This window comes from Arenibacter palladensis, from assembly GCF_900129275.1.
Lineage (GTDB): Bacteria > Bacteroidota > Bacteroidia > Flavobacteriales > Flavobacteriaceae > Arenibacter > Arenibacter palladensis.
Window position 1 is genome coordinate 668,717 of record NZ_FQUX01000002.1, and the last position, 18,509, is coordinate 687,225.

Below are 18,509 nucleotides of genomic sequence, written 5' to 3' on the forward strand. Positions count from 1 at the left end.
TTTGAAATACCCTAAATCTACGGAACAAAAAAACCCCGATGCATGCATCGGGGTTTTTGGCTAAAACAATAATTATAGTTAATGGTAGTGTTCTATAATGATTCAGCATCCAAAAGGGCAAAAAACTTATCCAAATTTGGAATAATAACAATTCTAGTACGTCTGTTAATGGCCATATTCTCCTTGCTATTGTTTTCAACCAAAGGCATATAGCTGCTTCTACCTGCAGCGATCAAATTAGCAGGATCAACATTGTATTTGTTCTGTAAAAGTCTAACAATAGACGTTGCTCTTTTCACACTAAGATCCCAGTTGTCCTGGAACATTTCGGTGCTAATGGTTCTTGAATCGGTATGTCCTTCCACCATAACTTCCATACTAGGCTCGGAATTGATAACCTCGGCCAATTTGGCCAATATAGTGTTGGCTTTGTTACTTACCCTGTAACTCCCGGAATTAAATAATAATTTATCTGAAATATTGATCATCACAACTGTTTTGTTGATATCAACAATAACATCATCGTCCTCATCAGAAATGGATTTCTTCAAATTGTAGGAAATAGCAAGGTTCATGGAATCTTCCAAGGTTTGAGCCTTGGCCAATTCACTAGGATCTATTTTTGCCAAAGTAGCCCTCATTTTTTTCTTGGTGTTGTTGCTCATTACGGCAACATCATCAATAGAAGAATATTGGGAATCATTAATTTCCTGAAGAGAATTTATTTTTTCATTGTATTCTGCAACTCTTGCCTCAATTTTAGAGACTTTGGATTCCAATTCCTCTTTCTCCACTTGGGTTTTTGTCAACATACTTTTGGTATTGGACAAATCCCCTTCAAGGGCTACATATTTTTTCTTAGATACACAGGAGGCTAAAACTACCATTCCCATCAAACCAACTAACGTTACTTTTTTCATTTCTTTATTGTTAAAAATTTACAAATAGTTTTCTGTAAGGTTATACGGTCATTTAGCAGAAAAAGACGTTTCGCCCTGAATAAATTTTAACAAAAAAAAAGAGCATCAAATTAATTTGATGCTCTAATTATATGATTTAAAGAGGTTTAACCCAGATTATTCACAACCTCCCGTAAACCCTTTTGCGTTAAATTTAGTTTGTACAGCTCCTTGTCTATTCCCTTCCTTCACTTGAATTGCAAGATTGTTTTCACCGCTTCCATCACGTTTTGGACTACAGTATTCAAAAAGGTAAAAACTATTGGCCTGTTCCGAAACCCTGAAGGAAATATCGTTAAATGTTGTTTCCAACTGCTCCTTATTCCCGGCAAACACACTAAATGTCTTTCCAATTTTCCCCAAAACATCAGTGTCAATTTCAGCTCCCAACCCTATACTGAAGAAGGCAATGTTCTTATTGGCATTGTCCACTTTTTTCAAGGCAGCTGTTTGGGTATAACGCGAAGCCTGGTCGGTGCCATCGGTAAAAATAACCACCGAAGCAGCGCCAATACGGTCATTGGTAGTACTTGCTGCCAATAACTTTTCTGCCTTGTCCGTAGCTTTGATCACCGCACCGTATAAATCGGTGGAAGGGTCACTGCTAATATTGGCATTAATTCCATTAATAGAAGTTAAAAGTTCCTGTTTTACATGGGTCAATTCGTTGAGCACATGCAACTTATCCTCCCCATCAAACCAATAAATGGCCATCTTAAAGGATTCAGTATCGGACGCCGGCATAACATTGTTCACGAAACTTGCGGAAGCCGTTTTTAATTCTTCCATACTACTGCTCAAAACACTGTTACTTAAATCCAATACCAGAATAGTATTGTTATTAAAAATTTGTGAATTGGGAGAAATCCTGGCAAAAGATTCCGTAGTAGAAATGGTACTGAAACATTCGTCATTTCTACCTTGCTCATAAATGGTAAACTGGTTTGCCGTCAATCCAGGGACCGGATCTCCGTCCGTATCGGACACCTTAAAAAATATGGATACCTTTCCCGGTAGGGTGGTATATTGATCTTGTATGGACAATACCAATTCTCCATCGCCTAAATTTAGACAGTCGTCCACAGGTTTACCAAGACCCAGGTCGCCACCACCATTTACGCCGAATTCCACATCATCATCCGCATTTCCACAGGATACAAATAAGGCTAAACTGAAACAGATAGCCGCCAACTTAATATATAATTTCATTTTCATAATTTTTAACGTTCACCTAGCAGAACGTTCAAAACTATTTAAAATTATAATTCAATTCAAAATAGGTGTTAATATTTGTTAAAGACTTTATTCACATTTTAAAGCGGCCCATTTAAAAGGTGTTCCAGAATATAAATAAGATGATTTTTTGTTGGGGCTATCCCAACAAATACATGGTCGTGTTCATTTAGGAAACTGCAGTCCTATATATAAACCCATATTGCCGTACCTCTAAAAAACCAAAGGAAAAAAAATGAAAACTTGGGCTCACTTGCCCGACCAATGCCAAATTTTTGTATTTTACATATCCCTTCGGAAGTTAATGCTTGGGTTTGTTATGAATATACACTACTGTGCAGATTATGAGGGCATGAGCCAAATGGCTTTTGATTCCCTTTTGTCCAATTTAAAAGCAGAACCAAAGCAATTGATCTGTACCGCTACAGGCTATTCGCCCACTAGGCTTTATGAAAAATTGGTGGAATCGAACAAAAGCGACCCAAAGATCTTTAAGGAAATAAAAATTATAAAACTGGATGAATGGGGTGGAACCAATGGACATTATACCAGTACCAATGATTATTATCTTGAAGAGAAACTTTTGGAACCCTTGCAAATTCCAAGAAGTAATTATTTAGCATTCGATAGTAGCCCAACTGATGCAAAAAAGGAATGCTACCGTATGGAAAACGAAATTCAGGAGCACGGTCCAATAGATATCTGTATCCTAGGTCTGGGAAAAAATGGGCATTTAGGATTTAACGAACCTTCAAAAACGCTGATTCCTGATTGTCATATTGCCAATTTAAGCGAGTCTTCCTTAAAGCATCCCATGGCCAATAAAATGCAGACCAGACCCACTTATGGCCTTACCTTGGGCATGGCCAACATTCTAAAATCAAAAAAAATTATTCTGTTGGTAACCGGACCTAGCAAGAAAAAAGCCATAAAAAAATTGTTGGGCCGGGAAATAACTACCTTCCTACCAGCTTCCTTTTTATGGTTGCATCCCAATGTAGAATGCTTTTTGGATAAAAGTTCCCTTTAGATTTAGTGGATACTCCTAATCCCAATTTTTATTAAAATATATGTATTGAAAGATATTATAAATGGTTCTTATTGTAGAAAAGCACCCCTTAACAAACTGTTAAAATGACATATGCTTTCCGTAAATTTGGTAACTTGTAGAGTATTATTTTTATCAACTTAAAAACATCAACTATGCCAAAATACGAAATCAATATAAATGGAGTTTCCAAAAGTGTAGATGTTGCGGAAGACACCCCGTTATTATGGGTACTACGTGATCATTTGGACCTGGTAGGAACTAAGTATGGCTGTGGTATTGCCCAGTGTGGGGCATGCACCGTTCATTTGGACGCCAAAGCGGTAAGAAGTTGTTCTTTGCCCATTGCTTCCTTAGCGGGACAGAAAATTACCACAATTGAAGGACTTTCTGAAAAAGGTGACCACCCAGTTCAGTTAGCCTGGAAGGAAGTAGATGTTCCCCAATGCGGTTATTGTCAGGCTGGTCAAATCATGACAGCCTCTGCCTTCTTGGACAAGAATCCAAATCCAACGTCGGACGAAATTAAAACGGCTATGCACGGCAACATTTGTAGATGTGCTGCCTACACTAGAATTCATAAGGCCGTAGAAATTGCCGCTACCAAAATAGGTTAGGCTATTCCTTTCCGGAATAGAGGCTACTTATTCGCTTACCTCAAAAAATTAAATCCTCGGACTATGGAGGACTAAAAACTAAAAAAATTATGTCGACATCATCAATAACATTCAACAGACGGGCCTTCATTAGGACATCATCCTTAGCTAGCGGTGGACTACTTATAGGCTTTAATCTCTTTACGGCCTGTAAACCGAAGGTGCAACCTCCTGTAGATATTTCCCAGTTAAATTTTAATGATTTCAATGCCTTTATTAAAATTGCCGATAATGGCGCGGTAACCATTTTCTCTCCCAATCCAGAAATAGGGCAGGGTGTTAAAACAGCCATGCCCATGTTGATTGCTGAAGAATTGGACGTAGCATGGAAGAATGTTTATGTGCAGCAGGGAATTTTGGATACCGAGAATTATACCAGACAGCTTGCCGGAGGGAGTCAGTCCATCCGACTGGGATGGGAGCCTTTGCGTCAGACAGGGGCTACGGCCCGACAAATGTTGGTAAATGCCGCTGCTGCCAAATGGGGTGTAGATCCTTCGGAATGCACTACCTCGGAAGGGGTAATCACCAATGCCAAAGGGGAGACTTTGGGCTATGGTGATGTAGTTAGGGAAGCAGCCGCCTTGGAGGTTCCGGAAAACGTAACACTTAAGGAGCCCAAGGATTTTAAAGTGATCGGGACCGATGCCCCCAATGTGGATATTGATAAAATAATTACAGGAAAACCACTTTTTGGTTTGGACTATAAGGTAGAGGGAATGGTTTATGCCAGTGTTTTGCGCCCTCCCGCCTTTGGAAAAATATTGGATTCCTATGATGATGCCAAAGCCAAGGCCATGCCCGGGGTTTTGGATATAATCAGAATAGGGGAGAAGGCCAAGGAACTTGCCAAGGAAGGCGTGGGCAACTGGACCGTGGCTATGGGCAAAAGTGACAAAGTAGTGGTCATCGCCAAAACAACCTGGGAAGCCATGAAAGCAAAAGAAGCCATTACCGCTACTTGGGTAGATGACAGCTCAATGGAAAGTACGGAATTTCAGGATAAGCAATTACTAGGTCTGTTGGACGGCAAGGAGTTCAAGACCCTTAGAAAGGATGGGGATATTGATAAAGCATTTTCCCAGGCCGATAAAATATTGGAGCGCACCTATGAATCTCCCTTCCTGCCACACAACTGCATGGAACCTATGAATTTTTTCGCCAACATTACCGATGAAAAGATACATTTGGTTGGACCTGTGCAGACACCCGAATTTGCTGCCACTGCGGTGGCCGGTATGTTGGGCAGGGATGTAAAGGATGTTCATTTGGAAATGACACGTATGGGTGGAGGTTTTGGAAGGCGATTATACGGGGATTTTGTATATGAAGTTGCGGAAATTGCCGATGCTATTAAAAAACCGGTGAAATTGGTATTTTCCCGTGAAGATGACATGACTGCGGGCACCTATCGCCCAGCAATAAAATACAGAATTAAGGCGGCCATAAAGGATGGCCAGGTAACCGCTTACCATTTAAAGGAGGCAGCCATAGGTGGAAACATGTATGGATTAATACCTAATTTCTTCCCGGCCGGGGCCATTGAAAACTATCAGGTGGATGTGGCCAACTATCAAAGCAATATTACCACTGGGGCTTGGAGAGCACCTTATACCAATTTCTTAGCTTTTGCCGAACAAAGTTTCTTTGATGAACTGGCAGAGACCATGGAAGTGGATCGCATTAAGTTACGTATGGATTTATTGGAAAAGGTAAAAGGCACTACGGATGAGCGTATCCAATATTCCCCAGAACGCATGCAGAATGTTATTAAAGTGGCCGTGGACAAATCCGGTTGGGGCAAAAAACCGGAGGGGGTATTCCAAGGCTTTGCAGCCTATTATTGCCACAATTCGCATGTTGCGGAAGTGGCCGATGTTGAGGTTGAACATGGAATACCAGTCGTAAAAAAAGTTACCTGTGTGGTAGATTGTGGAATTGTAGTAAACCCTTTGGGTGCCATAAACCAAATAGAAGGTGGAGTTATAGATGGGGTAGGCCATGCCATGTACGGAGATCTAACCTTTATGGAGGGACAACCCCAATCGCAGAATTACGACAAATACAGACTGATAAGGATGGGGGAGATTCCAGTGGTGGAATCCCATCTTATACAAAATGATCTTGCACCAACAGGATTGGGAGAGCCAACACTGCCACCGGCAGGAGCAGCAGTGGCCAATGCCTTAAAAGCCGCTACGGGAAATAGATTTACCCAACAGCCCTTTTCAAAATTCCCGGAATTGATGCAAGTCCCGACTAAACCTATAATTGGATAAGAATGACGATATTACTTTTTGGTGTTACAAAGGACATTATAGGTAGCTCAACCTTGTCCATGCCCAGCTCCAGTGAATTTGGATCGAAAAGATCCAAGACCGTTAAGGAGCTTAAGGAATACTTGGGTAAAATGTACCCTGAACTGAAAAAATTATCCTCTTTGGCCGTCGCTGTGAATAATTCTTATGCAAATGATGACACCATAATCGATAATTTTGATGAAATTGCACTAATTCCACCTGTAAGCGGGGGATAAATCAATTACCTCAAGGGCTTGCCTAAAAGGAATGGGCAAACGTAGGAGCATTCAAAGCTTACATAGTGAGAAAAAAAAGAGGAAAAATGCTGATAGACAATCACAATAGGAAAATTAATTATCTGCGCCTGGCGGTTACCGATCGTTGTAATCTGCGCTGCAACTATTGTATGCCTTCGGAAGGGATAAATTTTGCAGAAAAAGACTCCCTTTTTACCATAGAGGAACTCTGTAAACTAAGTGAAATCATGGTAGGGCAGGGCATAGACAAAATAAGAATTACAGGTGGAGAACCATTTGTTAGGAAAGATCTAATGGTATTATTGCGCAAACTGTCGTCTTTAAAAGGTTTGAACGATATTTCCATTACCACCAATGCCACTTTGATAGGACCCTATATTCAAGAATTAAAAACCTTGGGTATCAAAAACATCAATGTTAGTTTGGATGCCATTGACAAGAATACTTTTGAACGGATAACGAGACGCAATCAATATGATACCGTATATAACAATCTAATCCGTTTGATAGCGGAAGGATTCAACGTCCGTATCAATTTTATAGCTCTCGAAAATCAGAATACCCAGGATATAATACCCATTCTCGAAGTGATGAAACATTACCCGGTTTCGGTGCGGTTTTTGGAAGAAATGCCATTCAATGGTGGTTCCAAGTCCTTTAACACCATTACTTGGGACTATAAAAAAATACTGGACCACATTCAATCGGAATATCCAGAAATTACAAAACTGGAATCGCCTAAAACTTCGACCTCCATTAATTACAAGATTAAAGGACACAGGGGCACTTTTGGGCTTATACCCTCCTTTACCAGAACTTTCTGTGGGAGTTGTAATCGACTAAGAATATCGGCCACGGGCGATGTAATAACCTGCCTGTACGGCAAACCCAGAATGAATTTAAGGGAAGTGATGAGAGGGGACAATGTGGAATCTGAAATTAAAGGGCATATCCTTAAGGCTATTGGCAGCCGATCCAAAACTGGTTTTGAGGAACAGGAAAAATATGATGGAATCTTTGAAAATTCAATGACCTCCATAGGAGGATAATTCCCCATATCCACTACTAGGAACAAACGTGTTCTTGGTGTGGAAAATAAAAAATATCTACAAATAATGAGCTCCACAAAAATATATGGTCTAGTACTTACCGGTGGAAAAAGTACCAGAATGGGAACCGATAAGGGGTTGATAGAATACCATGGCATTGCACAACGCGAATATTTATATCAACTTCTGCAGAGGGTGTGCGACAACACCTATATGAGCATCCGGGAAGAACAGGCTTCGGAATTCTCTGCAAATCACAATCTTATTGTTGATCAAAACAAATTTAAAGGTCCCTACAACGGACTATTAAGTGCCCACAATTTTAATCCAAACGTGGCTTGGTTGGTTTTGGCCTGTGATCTGCCTTTAATGGATGAGGATGCCCTTGAACAATTGATCAACCTACGGAATCCAAGCAAAATGGCCACTGCCTTTGCCACTAGGGAAAGTGGATTGCCAGAGCCCCTTTGTGCCATATGGGAACCCGCAGGATTAAAAAAATCATTGGATTATCTGGAAAACGGGCCCGGTACCTGTCCACGGAAATTCTTGATCAATGAGGATATTAAATTGGTGTTTCCCGAGAACGAAGAAGTATTGTGGAACGCCAACTTTAAGGAAGATTATGAAAAGGTATTGCTAAAGTTATCCCCCAATGAACAATAATTGAACGATTAATGGCGGCGTAAAAATAGAATTGTTATTTGCAGATGGACTTCAATAGATATCAAAGACAGACCGTTTTAAGGGATTTTGGACCAAAAGCCCAACAAAAACTAAAAGACGCCAGTATTTTAGTAGTTGGTGCAGGGGGATTGGGAATTCCCGCACTTTTATATCTGAATGCCATGGGAGTTGGAACGATTGGTATAGTTGAGCAGGATATTATTGAAATAACCAACCTTCAACGTCAGGTATTGTATACGGAAGAAGATCTTGGAAGACCGAAAATTGAGGTGGTACTGGAACGATTGAAACTACAAAATTCGAGCACGAACTTTAAGACATTTGATACCTTTCTTACCCAGCACAACGCCTTGGAAATCATTTCTGAGTTTGATGTAGTGATAGATGGATCCGATAATTTCCCAACGCGATATTTGATCAACGATGCCTGCGTAATCCTAAAAAAACCATTTGTTTCGGGTGCCATTCAGGGCTTTGAAGGCCAACTAAGTGTGTTTAATTATCAAGGTGGTCCTACCTATAGATGTTTATTTCCCAACATGCCTAGCCAGGAAGAAATTCCGAATTGCAACGAAAATGGGGTATTGGGGATAATTCCAGGTATCATAGGAAATCTTCAGGCATTGGAAGCCGTAAAAGCAATTGCAGAAATAGGGGAAGTGATGAGTGGTAAATTATTGTTGTTCAATGGGTTACACCATTCTTATCAAACTATTAATTTCAGTCTCCAACCGAAAAATACAGCCATAAAAAAGCTACTAAGATCCTATGGGACAGAGGTTTGTGAAATCCGCCACAACATCAGTATAGAGGAATTTGAAAAAAAATTGAAAAGTCAAGAGCATATTCAAATAATCGATGTTAGGACGGCAGAGGAATTTGAAAATTTTTCTTTGCCCCAAGTGAAAGGTCTTAATATTCCCTTAAATGAATTAAAGGGACGTATAGATGAACTGGACTCCCAAAGTCCCATTTATCTTCTCTGCCAATCAGGAAAAAGAAGTGATATGGCCGTAAGAATGTTGCAGGAATTAAACCCTGAGCTGGAACTTTATAATATAGTTGGGGGAGTGGATAGATTCCTTGCCCTTCACAATTAAACCAATTTTTTTCTATTAGGAATACCTACAACAAATAACGATATGGCTAAGTATTACGACCTAGAGCGATTGGGGTACAGCAAGAACGATATTCTTTTAATGGTACATGCCGATGATGCTGGACTTTCATGTTCAGAAAATGCCGCTACCATAGAAGCCCTGGAAACAGGTATTGTAAATTCCTATAGCATAATGGTCCCCTGTCCTTGGTTTTTGGATATGGCAAATTACGCCAAACACCACCCGCAGTACGACTGTGGAATACATTTAACATTGACCTCTGAATGGAAACAGTATAAATTTGGTCCGGTACTGCCCTATTCCGAGGTACCGAGCTTGGTAGATAAGGAGGGTTTTTTCCATGCCAAAAGGGAATTGGTGAAGAAATTTGCCAAACCCCAAGAGGTTAAAAAGGAGCTAAAGGCCCAAATTGATAGGGCATTGGCATATGGAATAAACCCCACCCACCTGGACTCCCATATGTACACCTTGGGCCTCACCAAGGAACTACTATCCGTTTACAGGGAATTGGGCAAGGAATACCAGCTACCTATTTTTTTAAGCGATCAACTGCTAAGGGAGGTGGGCAATCCCCACTCCCTACAGGAAGGGGACAACATAGTAAATGCAGTACATCTAGGCAATTTTAAAGCCATGGAAAGTATAGGATTGGATGAATTGTACACCCAACAAATTAACAACCTAAAAGCCGGATTCAATGTTATTTTGATTCACACTGCCTTTGATAATATGGAAATGAAACAAGTCTGTGTGGACCATCCCAATTTTGGTTCCCAATGGCGGCAAATGGATTTTGATTTCTTCACCGACCCCAATACGGCCAAATTACTTAAGGAAAGGAACATTAAACCCATAACTTGGAGAGAAATACAAAAGATAACCCTTTAACAAATCTCCTTTTAATTGTAACTTGTGTTCCATGATTTCCTTTAAAGACGCTTATAAAAAAGTATTGGACCTTTATCAGGACTTTGGCCATGAACAGGTTTCACTGGAAACGGCTATGGGTAGAATCCTTGCCGAAGATATTGTAGCCGATAGAAATTTCCCTCCTTTTAATAGGGCCACCAAGGACGGCATTGCCATAAATTACGACGCCATTGAAAAAGGCCTTACTACCTTTAAAATAGAAGGGGTTTTGGCTGCCGGCATGCCTCCCCAACCATTGATGGACGCTTCCAATTGTGTGGAAATAATGACAGGGGCAGTAGTTCCCGACAATGCGGATACTGTGGTGATGTACGAACATCTAGTTATTGAAAACGGATCGGCCACACTTACCAAAAGCCCTAGCAGGGGGCAGGATATTCATATTTGCGGAAGTGATCAGCAAAAAGGGGATCTAGTTTTAAAAAAATACAGCACAATTACGGCTTCGGAAATAGGTGTTTTGGCAGCTGTGGGCATGGCTTCCATTAAGGTACGTTCACTTCCCAAGGTGGCCATTGTGTCCACGGGCAACGAACTGGTAGAGGTAGAGGAGATTCCTTTGCCCCACCAAATACGAAAATCAAATATTCATACCCTTTACGCGGCACTGTCTGAAGCAAGTATCGTACCGACCAAGCTCCATCTACCAGATGAAAAAGCCAGTATTAAAAAAGCACTTGATAATACTTTAAAGGAGCATAACGCCGTCCTTTTAAGCGGTGGGGTGTCCAAAGGCAAGTTCGATTTTCTTCCACAGGTTTTGGAAGAATTGGGAGTGGAAAAGATTTTTCATGGGGTATTCCAACGGCCAGGGAAACCGTTTTGGTTCGGAATCCAAAGAGAAACCAACACCGTGGTTTTTTCCTTTCCGGGCAACCCGGTATCCACCTTTGCAAATTATAATGTTTATTTTAAGGATTGGCTGAGACGTTCCTTAGGCATTCAAATACCTAAAATTGATGTAATTTTAGAAGAAGCAGTCGCCGTAAAGGGGGATCTGACTATGTTGTTAAGGGTTAAAATAAGGTTTAAGCAAGGACATTTGGCAGCTTCCCTTGTAAAGGAGAATGGATCTGGTGACCTGTGCAGTTTAGTGCACACGGATGGATTCATAATCCTCGAACCCAAAATTGATGCGTATGAAGTAGGGGAGTTGGTCCCTTTTGTCCCTACCAGAGATTTACTATAATTATGACACACGAACTCAAAAAAATTATTAGAGAATATCAGTCGGCCACTTCTAAGGGCTTAAAATGTGTTCTAGCTACTGTGGTGGCATTGGATGGATCCTCTTACAGAAGACCAGGGGTAAGAATGTTGATATTGGAAGACGGACATATGATAGGCGCCGTAAGTGGCGGATGTGTTGAAAAGGAGGTAGTAAGGCAGGCACAGTCCGTTTTTGCGGATGAAATATCCAAAATAATGACCTATGACGGTCGATATCGTCTTGGATGCGAGGGTATTCTGTATATTTTACTGGAAGCCTTTAGACCGGACAAGCAATTCTTGGAAACCTTTGAAAAAACATTAGCAACAAGAAAGCATTTTAAAATTCGGTCATTTTTTGAAAAAAAAGAGGGCTCCAATGCCGATTACGGCTCAACGGTTGTATTTGGCCAGGAAGAATTACCCTTCCTGCCCGGATTCCATGCGCAGGAAGAGCATGAAGCCTTTGAGCAAAACATGAAACCCTGTTTTAAACTATTCATCATCGGAGCCGAGCATGATACAGTACAGTTATGTAGCTTTGCCGCTATGGCCGGTTGGGAAGTAACCATTGTAGCCGACCCATCCGAGGAAAAAAATATTTCGGACTTTGACGGTGCCCATGACTTTTTGGGGATTTTACCAGAGAGCTTTCCGTTGGGCGAAGTAGATCAACATACCGCCATTATTCTAATGAACCACAGCTATTCCAAAGACTTAAAGTATTTGTTGATCTTAAAGGATTCAAAACCCATATACTTAGGACTTTTAGGCCCTTATAGGAGAAGGGAAAAACTATTTGGAGAACTCATGGAACTAAGCCCGGAGATCTCGTACGACTTCCTGGACGGAATCCACGGACCGGCGGGACTCAATATTGGTGCCGAGACCCCGCAGGAGATTGCCATATCCATAGTAGCCGAAATTTTATCGGTTGTTAGAAAAAAGGAACCTATGCTCCTAAAGAATAAAGAAACCGGGATTCACGATTAATGCCCAATAAATTGAATATAGCTATTCTGATCATGGCGGCAGGCACTTCCTCCCGCATGAAGGCCATAAAACAATTGTTGCCGTGGGGAGACAGTACCTTTTTAGGCAATGCCATAAATAATGCAAAAAAATCAAAGGCCACCAAGGTGTTGACGGTATTAGGGGCCTATGATCAAGAAATTAAGAAAGTAACCGACTTTTTGGGTACGGAATCTATCCTTAACCCCAACTGGAAGATGGGCTTGGGAAATTCCATTGCCTACGGCACAAAGCATCTTTTGGAACAGGACGCAGACTATAATGGTATTTTAGTGATGTTGGCCGACCAGCCATTGTTGGATATGCAATATTTAAATAGGCTGATAGATAATTTTTCCAATTCCAAACACAGCATTGTAGCTACCAAATATAACAATAGGGTAGGAGTACCCGCTATTTTTGGAAAAGTACATTTCAATGCCCTACTGGAATTGAATTCGGATTACGGGGCTAGGGAAATTATCAAAACCAACCTTAACGATGTTATGGGAATATCCGCTGACGGAAAAGAGCTGGACATTGACACCTTGGAAGAGTATGAACGGGTAAAAAAGAGTAATCAGTAGTCAGTAGTCACTGGTAACTAAATTGAACAGTTGGCAGTTTCAAGATTCAATGTTCAATGTTCAATGTTTAAAGTTCAAAGTTATTTAATCCAAAAACCCAAACGTCATTGCGATGTGCTAAGGCGAAGAAGCAATCTCTTGCTTTTAGAGTAGGCAGTGGCGGCTGGCGACAACAAAAAGTGGTTCCAAATCCAAAATCTTGAATGAGTGGAACTAATTCCAATACGTCATTGCGATGAGCTAAGGAGAAGAAGCAATCTCTTTCTTAAAGAGTGGGCATCCGCAAAGAGATAATCTCTCTATTAACAAACAGATTGCCACGCTACACCTGCCTAGCGGCAGCCTTGCTCGCAATGACATCTATAAACGATCCTTCCTCCAGGTCGCTAAAAAGGGGATTCAAACATAATTCAAAAAATAAAAGGTATTAAACCTCAGGGCAAGCCTGTCTGCCGACAAAGGCAGGCCCTGAACCCAATAATTAGGAATCGACCCTAGGTCGAGGTATTGAACCTAGATCCCGCCTTTTTCGGCGGGATTAGTTCAACTTGCAATTTTAAGTGCGTCTTACTGACTTCTCAAAATTGAGTTTCACTAATAAAACAACAGTTGTAAAGCTAAAGTCAAACAATTAATGTGCTGGATATTTTTTTAGCTTCAAACTTTAGGTTGTCCACTATATAACATAAATTTAGAATCTAATTTAATGATGTAATGATTTTAAAGAATTTAGTTCCGCTTTGTATTTTAGTTATAGCCTTTTCCAATGAAGCGATATCACAAAACATGAGCTTCGAAGAATACAATCCCGTTTCAACCCTGAAAGTACCTGGAAAGGAAATACATAGGGCCAAATTTCCATTTATAGATGTTCATGGTCATCAGTACCAAATGCCAACTCAGGACCTCTCCCTGCTAATTGCAGATATGGATAAACTCAACTTGGCAATCATGGTCAACCTAAGTGGTGGATCAGGGGAAAGAATAAAACAATCCCTAGAGAACATAAAGGATCATTACCCCAACAGATTTGCGGTCTTTGCGAATGTAGATTTTGACGGGGTTGGCAAACCGGGATGGTCCGAGAAGGCCGTGGCACAGTTGGAAGCCGATATAAAGAACGGCGCCAAGGGACTTAAGGTATATAAAAGTCTAGGGCTGCGGGATAAAGATGCTTCTGGAAAACGATTGGCCGTAGATGACGAACGTTTAAGTGCCATTTGGGAAAAATGTGGGGAATTGGGCGTGCCGGTCCTAATCCACTCAGCAGATCCCAAACCCTTCTGGGATGAGGTAAACTCCGATAACGAAAGATGGCTGGAATTAAAGACACACCCTAGAAGAAAGCGCTCGGCTACGGATCCGGCTTCATGGGAACAGATTATAGGGGAGCAACACAGAATGTTCAAAAAACACCCAAAAACCAACTTTATAAATGCCCATATGGGATGGTACGCCAATGATTTGGGTACCTTGGCCCGTTTAATGGACGAAATGCCCAATATGTATGTTGGTATTGGAGCTATTATTGCGGAATTGGGCCGACAACCGAAAAATGCCCATAAATTTTTTGTAAAATATCAGGACCGCGTCCTGTTTGGAAAGGATAGTTGGAAACCGGAAGAATTCCCAACCTATTTTAGGGTGCTGGAATCCGATGATGAATATTTCCCATATCACAAGAAATATCACGCCTTTTGGGCCATGTACGGCATGGACTTGCCGGATGAAGTGCTAAAAAAGTTATACTACAAGAATGCGCTAAAACTTATACCTGGATTGGACAGGAGCTTATTTCCAAAAGATTAGCAATGCCAAGAAAAGTAGGTTATTTACTTTCCTGTGGTTTTTGAATCTTTTCCAGTTTCCCATATTCCTGAAAAATACCGCATGAATCCGGTTTTTTAACAAGGGACTGTTCTTTTTTTCTTTTGGCCAAAGCTTCAATCTGTGGTGATAAAAATGACATATCTAACTTTTTTTGTTATATAAAATTACTTTTTTTTAAGAACGCCATTGGAATTAAATTGTTGTTTTATTGTTAAATTTTTTATTCGATATCTATAGTCATAATACGTCCCCTGACAATACCTAAAAGGATTTCCAAACAATTTATGATCGGTATTTTTTGTTGTAAAAACCTGTAAATAAGTATATTAACTATTGTTTAATAAATTAATTATCGAATAAAATAACCCATGCCAAATATTCCTATGTAGTTAGAACTTTCTACACTTATAAATGTCTATCACCTAGGCTCATGGACCTTCGTATTCCCACTTTTCAATTCCCAATTCTCCATACTCCATACTCAATTCTAATTACTCAATACCAACCTCCCTATAAAGAATCAAAAGAATGTTTCACGAGATTTTAACTGTTATAAGGCTGCTATTTTATATTTTTCCGCAAAAATCAAACCCAGTGCAAAATTTTTCCGTAGGTAGAGTATAAATAAGGGCATTCGTGATCCAGAAAAATGAAAAAGGCTTGAAGCCGTGGTTGTTTAGAAGTGTAGCTGTCCTAATGGGCATCTGTTATCTAATGGCCCCTTTGCAGCAGGAGTTCACTGAAATACTGCATTTCTTTTCCCATGCACTTGATCAAGGAACAGCGCATCACTCCATTACCTCCCATACCCACAATATTAACCAACTAGCCCAGGCGGATAAGGCGCATACCAGGGCATTATCCCATTCCACAGAAGCCCATAATCATACTGGACCGAACGAAATGGCCCACCTTGGCCATACCCACACACATGATGCGGAGCCTCATACTCATGAGATAATAGATTTTATGAGCATGGTACTCAGTGCTACATCCCCGACCCATAATGACAACGATAATATTAAGGTACCATTGGAATTGGACAAGCATATAGTGGTCGCCCATCATAAAACTTCCCCTGGCATAACTATATTTACAAAATCCTATTTTTCCAAAATACAGGAAAACACTTCCAAAGGAATTCATTACCCCATAGTACCTCCTCCAAAACCCGCTTGTTAATTTTTGGAACGTAATAATTTATAAGGAATCCAACATCCAATTTTGGATACATTGGTTCGCTTCTAGATTGTTATTATCCAATCCCGAGATACTTTAAAGAAAAGGCATTCAACCCTATTCCATCCATAACCATTGGTTTTATAGGGATAGTTATGTCCGAATTATATATCAAGAATAGCAGGGCGCTATTCGGAATAAAAAATAAAACTATGATTAAAAATACCCTTGGCTTATTGATTCTATTACTTTCCGGAGCCTTACACGGCCATACCATAAGTGGAACAATAACCAACCAAGACAACACCCCACTAAGTGGAGTAGGGGTGTACAATAAAAATACCGGTAATTACACCTACAGCAATAATTCGGGAGCTTTTAGTTTGGCGAATGTTAGCATTAATGACCGTATCTATTTCTACAGTCTAGGATTCAAGAACAAAGAACTGCTCATAACCGAAAGTCAGTTGGACATCCCCCTAAAGATTGTTCTGGAGGAGGCTGCAGTATCCTTGGATCAGGTGGTACTGGTATCCAATATAAACGCCATGAGCAGTTTTGTAAATGTGGACGTTAAATCCGATCCCGTTAAATCTTCCCAGGAAATCCTGAGAAAAGTACCCGGTCTCATTATAGGGCAGCACGCCGGTGGCGGTAAAGCCGAACAAATTTTCCTAAGGGGATTTGATATAGACCATGGAACGGATATCGCTATAAATGTGGATGGCTTACCGGTAAACATGGTATCCCATGCCCACGGCCAAGGTTATGCCGATATGCATTTTATAATTCCGGAAACCATAGACAATATAGATTTTGGAAAGGGTCCTTACTATGCCGATAAAGGTAATTTTAATACCGCTGGCTATGTAGACCTCACCACCAAAAAAACATTGGATAAAAATGTGGTTAGCATGGAGGTCGGTAAATACAATACCCTAAGGGGCTTGGGGATGCTAAAACTATTGGAAAGCGATGATGACAATGCCTATTTAGCCTCAGAATATTTGATTTCCGACGGAGTTTTTGAATCTCCCCAGAATTTTAATAGAATTAACATTATGGGACGGTACAATCATAAGGACGATGCCGGCAACGAAGTGAATTTAACGGCCTCCCACTTTCAGAGCAAATGGGACGCTTCTGGACAAATTCCCCAACGGGCAGTCGACAATGGAAGCATTGGCAGGTTTGGCGCCATTGATGATACCGAGGGGGGCAATACCAGCCGTACCAACCTATTGGTGAACCATGACAAACAATTGGATCAGCATAGTCGACTTAAATCCAAGTTATTTATGTCCAAATATGATTTTGAACTGTATTCCAATTTTACATTTTTCCTAGAGGACCCCATTAATGGAGATCAAATAAAGCAAAAAGAAAATAGAACCCTGATTGGGGGCGAGACCAGTTATGATAGAACCATACACCTGGACCAAAATAATTCTCAGTTCAGGTTCAATACGGGAATAGGGTTTAGATATGACGACATAAACGATGTAGAGCTTTCCCATACCATGAACAGAAAGACCACTTTGGAGCAACTTGCGTTGGGCAATATTGATGAATTGAACGCCTATGGGTTCTTCAATATTAATTACAAAATCAATAATTGGAACATTAATCCTGGTGTTCGCCTGGATTATTTAAAATTCGATTATGAAAATCTATTGACGACGGCCTATGACCAAAAGAGTGAAAACAAATTGGTGGTCAGTCCCAAGCTAAATGCTATTTACCAAGTGTCCCAGGACGTACAGTTATATGCCAAAACCGGAATTGGGTTTCATTCCAATGATACCAGGGTGGTCACCGCCAATAATGGGGAAAGAATATTGCCCTTGGCCTTCGGAGCCGATATAGGTACCATCTACAAGCCAAAAAACCGTTTGGTATTAAATATGGCCCTATGGCATCTCTTTTTGGAGCAGGAGTTTGTATATGTGGGTGATGCGGGCATTCTGGAACCCAGTGGCAAGACCAAACGCTTTGGGGTGGACTTTGGTGCTAGATACCAATTAACGGACTGGTTGTACGCCTATGGCGATGTTAATTACACCTATGCCCGAAGCGCGGAAGACCCTAGTGGGGAGGATTATATACCCTTGGCGCCCGACCTGACCTCTTCGGGGGGACTCACCTTTAAGGGACTTAAGAACTTCTCTGGGGGAGTGAACTATCGCTTTATCAAGGATAGGCCTGCCAATGAGGACAATTCCATTGTTGCCGAGGGTTATTTTGTAACCGATTTCAACATAAATTATTCTTGGAAAAATTGGAGTTTTGGACTCATAGTGGACAACCTATTTGATACGGAATGGAACGAGACCCAATTTGCTACCAGCAGTAGATTGTTCAATGAAACAGAGGCCGTGGAAGAAATCCATTTTACCCCAGGTACGCCGTTTTTTGTCAGGGGTAAGGTATCCGTTAGTTTTTAATGGTGTTTG

The 18,509-nt window shown here is 40.8% G+C and carries 17 protein-coding genes; 14 read left to right on the top strand and 3 right to left on the bottom strand.

Annotation, left to right across the window (positions count from 1 at the left end; translation table 11 throughout):
- Window positions 1–92 precede the first annotated feature (92 nt).
- Both BUA60_RS08890 and BUA60_RS08895 read right to left on the bottom strand, forming a co-directional pair.
- Window positions 93–920: an OmpA/MotB family protein gene (locus BUA60_RS08890; protein ID WP_072861387.1), complete on the bottom strand. Its 828-nt coding sequence runs from the start codon at window positions 918–920 to the stop codon at window positions 93–95.
- A gap of 156 nt (window positions 921–1,076) precedes the next feature.
- Window positions 1,077–2,168 carry a vWA domain-containing protein gene (locus BUA60_RS08895; RefSeq protein WP_072861629.1) on the bottom strand — a complete coding sequence of 364 codons (1,092 nt, stop codon included), beginning with the start codon at window positions 2,166–2,168 and terminating at the stop codon, window positions 1,077–1,079.
- 343 nt (window positions 2,169–2,511) lie between these two features.
- Between BUA60_RS08895 and BUA60_RS08900 the strand changes: the two genes are divergently transcribed.
- The 12 genes from BUA60_RS08900 (at window position 2,512) to BUA60_RS08955 (ending at window position 14,856) form a co-directional block, all read left to right on the top strand.
- Window positions 2,512–3,222 carry a 6-phosphogluconolactonase gene (locus tag BUA60_RS08900; RefSeq protein WP_072861630.1) on the top strand — a complete coding sequence of 237 codons (711 nt, stop codon included), beginning with the start codon at window positions 2,512–2,514 and terminating at the stop codon, window positions 3,220–3,222.
- 173 nt (window positions 3,223–3,395) lie between these two features.
- Entirely contained in the window at window positions 3,396–3,857 is a 462-nt protein-coding gene (locus BUA60_RS08905; RefSeq protein WP_072861388.1) for a (2Fe-2S)-binding protein, read from the top strand.
- An 89-nt stretch (window positions 3,858–3,946) separates the two neighbouring features.
- Complete coding sequence (locus tag BUA60_RS08910; protein ID WP_072861389.1) at window positions 3,947–6,175, top strand: xanthine dehydrogenase family protein molybdopterin-binding subunit; 2,229 nt, start codon at window positions 3,947–3,949, stop codon at window positions 6,173–6,175.
- 2 nt (window positions 6,176–6,177) lie between these two features.
- Window positions 6,178–6,432 carry a MoaD/ThiS family protein gene (locus tag BUA60_RS08915; protein WP_072861390.1) on the top strand — a complete coding sequence of 85 codons (255 nt, stop codon included), beginning with the start codon at window positions 6,178–6,180 and terminating at the stop codon, window positions 6,430–6,432.
- A gap of 86 nt (window positions 6,433–6,518) precedes the next feature.
- The gene (gene moaA / locus BUA60_RS08920; RefSeq protein WP_072861391.1) at window positions 6,519–7,502 is read left to right on the top strand and encodes a GTP 3',8-cyclase MoaA; all 984 of its coding nucleotides are present in this window, start codon (window positions 6,519–6,521) and stop codon (window positions 7,500–7,502) included.
- 66 nt (window positions 7,503–7,568) lie between these two features.
- Window positions 7,569–8,168, top strand: coding sequence for an NTP transferase domain-containing protein (locus tag BUA60_RS08925; RefSeq protein ID WP_072861392.1), 600 nt, complete (start codon window positions 7,569–7,571; stop codon window positions 8,166–8,168).
- Between the two features lie 44 nt (window positions 8,169–8,212).
- Entirely contained in the window at window positions 8,213–9,289 is a 1,077-nt protein-coding gene (locus BUA60_RS08930) for a HesA/MoeB/ThiF family protein (protein WP_072861393.1), read from the top strand.
- Between the two features lie 42 nt (window positions 9,290–9,331).
- The gene (locus BUA60_RS08935) at window positions 9,332–10,198 is read left to right on the top strand and encodes a polysaccharide deacetylase family protein (protein WP_072861394.1); all 867 of its coding nucleotides are present in this window, start codon (window positions 9,332–9,334) and stop codon (window positions 10,196–10,198) included.
- A gap of 31 nt (window positions 10,199–10,229) precedes the next feature.
- Complete coding sequence (locus tag BUA60_RS08940) at window positions 10,230–11,429, top strand: molybdopterin molybdotransferase MoeA (protein ID WP_072861395.1); 1,200 nt, start codon at window positions 10,230–10,232, stop codon at window positions 11,427–11,429.
- Window positions 11,430–11,431: 2 nt separating this feature from the next.
- Window positions 11,432–12,442, top strand: a complete 1,011-nt coding sequence (locus tag BUA60_RS08945) for an XdhC family protein (protein ID WP_072861396.1) — start codon at window positions 11,432–11,434, stop codon at window positions 12,440–12,442.
- Window positions 12,442–13,047, top strand: a complete 606-nt coding sequence (locus BUA60_RS08950) for a nucleotidyltransferase family protein (protein ID WP_084532542.1) — start codon at window positions 12,442–12,444, stop codon at window positions 13,045–13,047. The genes BUA60_RS08945 and BUA60_RS08950 overlap by 1 nt, the downstream gene beginning before the upstream one ends.
- A 786-nt stretch (window positions 13,048–13,833) precedes the next feature.
- Window positions 13,834–14,856 carry an amidohydrolase family protein gene (locus BUA60_RS08955; RefSeq protein WP_245802516.1) on the top strand — a complete coding sequence of 341 codons (1,023 nt, stop codon included), beginning with the start codon at window positions 13,834–13,836 and terminating at the stop codon, window positions 14,854–14,856.
- A 19-nt stretch (window positions 14,857–14,875) separates the two neighbouring features.
- On the opposite strand, the gene BUA60_RS23015 is transcribed toward BUA60_RS08955, so the two are convergent.
- Entirely contained in the window at window positions 14,876–15,016 is a 141-nt protein-coding gene (locus tag BUA60_RS23015; RefSeq protein ID WP_176225611.1) for a hypothetical protein, read from the bottom strand.
- 497 nt (window positions 15,017–15,513) lie between these two features.
- Here BUA60_RS23015 and BUA60_RS08960 point away from each other — a divergent pair, with 497 nt between their 5' ends.
- The gene (locus tag BUA60_RS08960) at window positions 15,514–16,059 is read left to right on the top strand and encodes a hypothetical protein (protein WP_143153153.1); all 546 of its coding nucleotides are present in this window, start codon (window positions 15,514–15,516) and stop codon (window positions 16,057–16,059) included.
- A gap of 209 nt (window positions 16,060–16,268) precedes the next feature.
- Window positions 16,269–18,500: a TonB-dependent receptor gene (locus tag BUA60_RS08965; protein ID WP_072861631.1), complete on the top strand. Its 2,232-nt coding sequence runs from the start codon at window positions 16,269–16,271 to the stop codon at window positions 18,498–18,500.
- Window positions 18,501–18,509: the final 9 nt, after the last annotated feature.